Annotated in this window: 3 protein-coding genes; 2 read left to right on the forward strand and 1 reads right to left on the reverse strand. The window is 66.3% G+C overall.

Annotated elements, in window-relative coordinates:
• The first annotated feature begins 145 nt into the window (after window positions 1–145).
• Complete coding sequence (gene istA / locus EDF50_RS00595) at window positions 146–1,822, forward strand: IS21 family transposase (RefSeq protein WP_123517407.1); 1,677 nt, start codon at window positions 146–148, stop codon at window positions 1,820–1,822.
• Complete coding sequence (gene istB / locus EDF50_RS00600) at window positions 1,819–2,643, forward strand: IS21-like element helper ATPase IstB (RefSeq protein WP_123517408.1); 825 nt, start codon at window positions 1,819–1,821, stop codon at window positions 2,641–2,643. Before istA ends, istB begins: the two co-directional genes overlap by 4 nt.
• Window positions 2,644–2,677: 34 nt before the next feature.
• On the opposite strand, the gene EDF50_RS00605 is transcribed toward istB, so the two are convergent.
• Window positions 2,678–2,986, reverse strand: coding sequence for a thioredoxin family protein (locus EDF50_RS00605; RefSeq protein ID WP_123517410.1), 309 nt, complete (start codon window positions 2,984–2,986; stop codon window positions 2,678–2,680).
• Window positions 2,987–3,066 lie beyond the last annotated feature (80 nt).

Below are 3,066 nucleotides of genomic sequence, written 5' to 3' on the forward strand. Positions count from 1 at the left end.
TGACTATGGCAGCGTTATTGGGACCCACCAGGGCAATCTAAGCGGGACCCACTTCGGGTGTTTCGGGGTGTCTGGGGCAATCTAAGCCGGACCCACCTTCACCGTTGTCGCAACGTGTTTTCGTTGCTCAAGGTGGAGGTTTCGGATGGAGTCTCGGGTGGAGTTGTTCGCGCGGATCCGACGGGATGCGCGCGTGGACGGCCTCTCGATCAGGGAGCTGGCTCGAAGACACGGCGTCGGCCGGCCAACCGTGCGCCAGGCCCTCGCGCAGGCAGAACCGCCGTCCCGGAAACCGCGGGTGCGGACGGCGCCACGGTTGGACGTGTTCAAGTCGGCGATCGATGAGATGCTCCGCGAGGATCTCGACGCCCCTCGAAAGCAGCGCCACACGGCGAGGCGCGTATTCGCTCGCCTTGCCGAGGAGCACGGCGCGGCGGAGCTGTCGTATTCAACGGTCCGTGACTACGTCCGGCGGCGCCGGCCAGAGATCGATCTGGAGGCGGGCCGGTTGCCGGAGGTGTTTATTCCGCAGGAGCACGCGCCGGGCGCGGAAGCCGAGGTGGACTTCGGTGAGGTCTGGGTTGTGCTGGCCGGGGTGAAGACCAAGTGCCACATGTTCGCCTTCCGCCTCTCCCATTCGGGGAAGGCGATCCACCGGATCTATCCGACGCAGGCGCAGGAAGCGTTCCTCGAGGGTCACATCGACGCGTTCGAGGACATCGGCGGGATCCCGACCCGTCACATCCGCTACGACAACCTCACCGACGCCGTCGTGAAAGTCATCTATGGCACCGGGAGACAGCGGACCGAGAACCAGCGGTGGCTCCTGTTCCGCTCGCACTACGGGTTCGACGCGTTCTACTGCCATCCCGGGATCGAGGGCGCTCACGAGAAGGGCGGCATTGAAGGGGACGTCGGCCGGTTCCGCCGCACCCACCTTTCGCCGATGCCTGTCGTCGACTCGCTCGCGGAGCTGAACGTCAAGATCCGGCAGTGGGATCTCGACGACGAGGACCGCCGGATCGGGGACCGCATCCGCACAGTCGCTCAGGACTTCGCGCTCGAGCGGGAGCTATTGGCACCGATAACCCCGGAGCGGTTCGAACCGGGCCTATCGCTGACGCCGCGGGTGAGTCGATCCAGCCTGGTCCGGGTGCGGATGGCGTCCTATTCGGTTCCAGCGCGGTTCATCGGTCGCCCAGTCCGGGTCTCGCTCCGGGCATCGGAAGTCATCATCTTCGACGGCCGCACCGAGATCGCCCGGCACCCGCGCGTCGTGGCGCTCCACGGACAGAGCGTCAACCTCGACCACTACCTCGAGGTGTTGCTGCGCAAACCCGGAGCGCTCCCCGGTTCGACCGCTCTCGCTCACGCGCGGGCGTCCGGTGTCTTCACCGCCGCGCACGAAGCGTTCTGGGCGGCGGCACGGAAAACGGACGGCGACGCGGGCGGCACTCGCGCACTCATCGACGTTCTCCTGCTGCACCGATCGATGGACGCCGAGAACATCGTCGCCGGCATCACCGCGGCTCTCACCGTCGGCGCGGTGACCGCTGACGTCGTCGCGGTCGAGGCGCGTCGGCATGAAGCGCTGGGTGGGTCCCGTTTGGCCCGTCCGCGCGTCGAACAGGCGCGTGGTCCCGAACGGCGGGTTGTCAGTCTCACCCAGCGCCGCCTCGCCGACCCTGCCGCTGTCATCGCCGGGCTGCCGGCCGATACGAGACCGTTGCCCTCCGTTGCCGCTTACGACCAGCTGCTTCGACTACCTGAACGGACGACGCCCGAGACCGCACCGACGGTCCAGAAGGGGACAGGATCATGACCGCCACAACCAGCATCACCACCACTCTCCGTCGCAGACGCGGACTGACCGAAGAAGCCGCGACCGCGGCTATCGACCAGGCCTGCCGCCGGCTTCGCCTCCCCACCATCCGCGCCGTCGTCGACGAGGCCACGACCGCGGCGAATAAAGAGCAGCTCAGCTACCAGGGGTTCCTGGCGGAGCTGCTGCTGGCGGAGTGCGACGACCGCGACCGACGCTCCTCCGTCCGCCGTGTCAAAGCGGCCGGGTTCCCGCGGGACAAGTGGCTGGGGGACTTCGACTTCGACGCCAACCCGAACATCAACCCCGCCACCATCAACACCCTCGCCACCGGCGACTGGGTCCGGAAGGGGCGGCCCCTCTGCCTCATCGGTGACTCCGGCACCGGCAAGTCGCACCTGCTGATCGGCCTCGGCACGGCCGCCGCGGAGAAGGGGTTCCGAGTCAAATACACGCTCGCCACCCGGCTCGTGAACGAACTCGTCGAAGCAGCCGACGAGAAGAACCTGGCCCGCACCATCGCCCGCTACGGGAGGGTCGACCTGCTGATGATCGATGAACTCGGCTACATGGAACTTGACCGGAGAGGCGCGGAACTGCTCTTCCAAGTCCTCACCGAACGAGAAGAGAACAACTCCATCGCGATCGCCTCCAACGAGTCGTTCTCGGGCTGGACGAAGACCTTCACCGACCCGCGGCTCTGCGCGGCAATCGTTGACCGGCTGACGTTCAACGGCTCCATCATCGAAACCGGCACCGACTCCTACCGCCTTGCCCACACTCAGAAACAACGAGCCGCATCGGCGGCGACCAGCGTCTGACGAGGGGCACCCCTGGGGTGAGAACAGCCCAGAGTCAGCCGTGGTTCTGGATCGCCTCGATGAGCTGCGCAGCAGAGGGAACCCCAGCGAAGCCGGTGTCAGTGCGGTAAACCCGGCACGCCAGCTCGGAGGTCCGACCATCCGAGGGGAACGCATCCACACCATCGAGAAGAATCGTCGGCGATCCAGCGAACGGGACCACTGCCGCCTGGGCACTGTCGGTCAGTAACCGATACGTCACCTCAACATCTCCCCGACCCAGCTCGGCCAACGCCGCCTCGACCCGTGTCCCGGCCTCGACCCAATTCGGGCACTCATCAATATGAAGGATCTCCACGCGCATACCCCAGTATCCCTCGCTACACAGCGCCCTGGGTCCCGCTTAGATTGCCCTGGTGGGTCCGGCCTAAGTTGACATAGCCA

It is taken from the genome of Frigoribacterium sp. PhB24, from assembly GCF_003755185.1.
In the GTDB taxonomy this organism is placed as follows: domain Bacteria; phylum Actinomycetota; class Actinomycetes; order Actinomycetales; family Microbacteriaceae; genus Frigoribacterium.

Coding starts and splice junctions, on each gene's coding strand:
- istA (WP_123517407.1), top strand. CDS start 146: ATGGAGTCTCGGGTGGAGTTGTTCGCGCGGATCCGACGGGATGCGCGC.
- istB (WP_123517408.1), top strand. CDS start 1,819: ATGACCGCCACAACCAGCATCACCACCACTCTCCGTCGCAGACGCGGA.
- EDF50_RS00605 (WP_123517410.1), bottom strand. CDS start 2,986: ATGCGCGTGGAGATCCTTCATATTGATGAGTGCCCGAATTGGGTCGAG.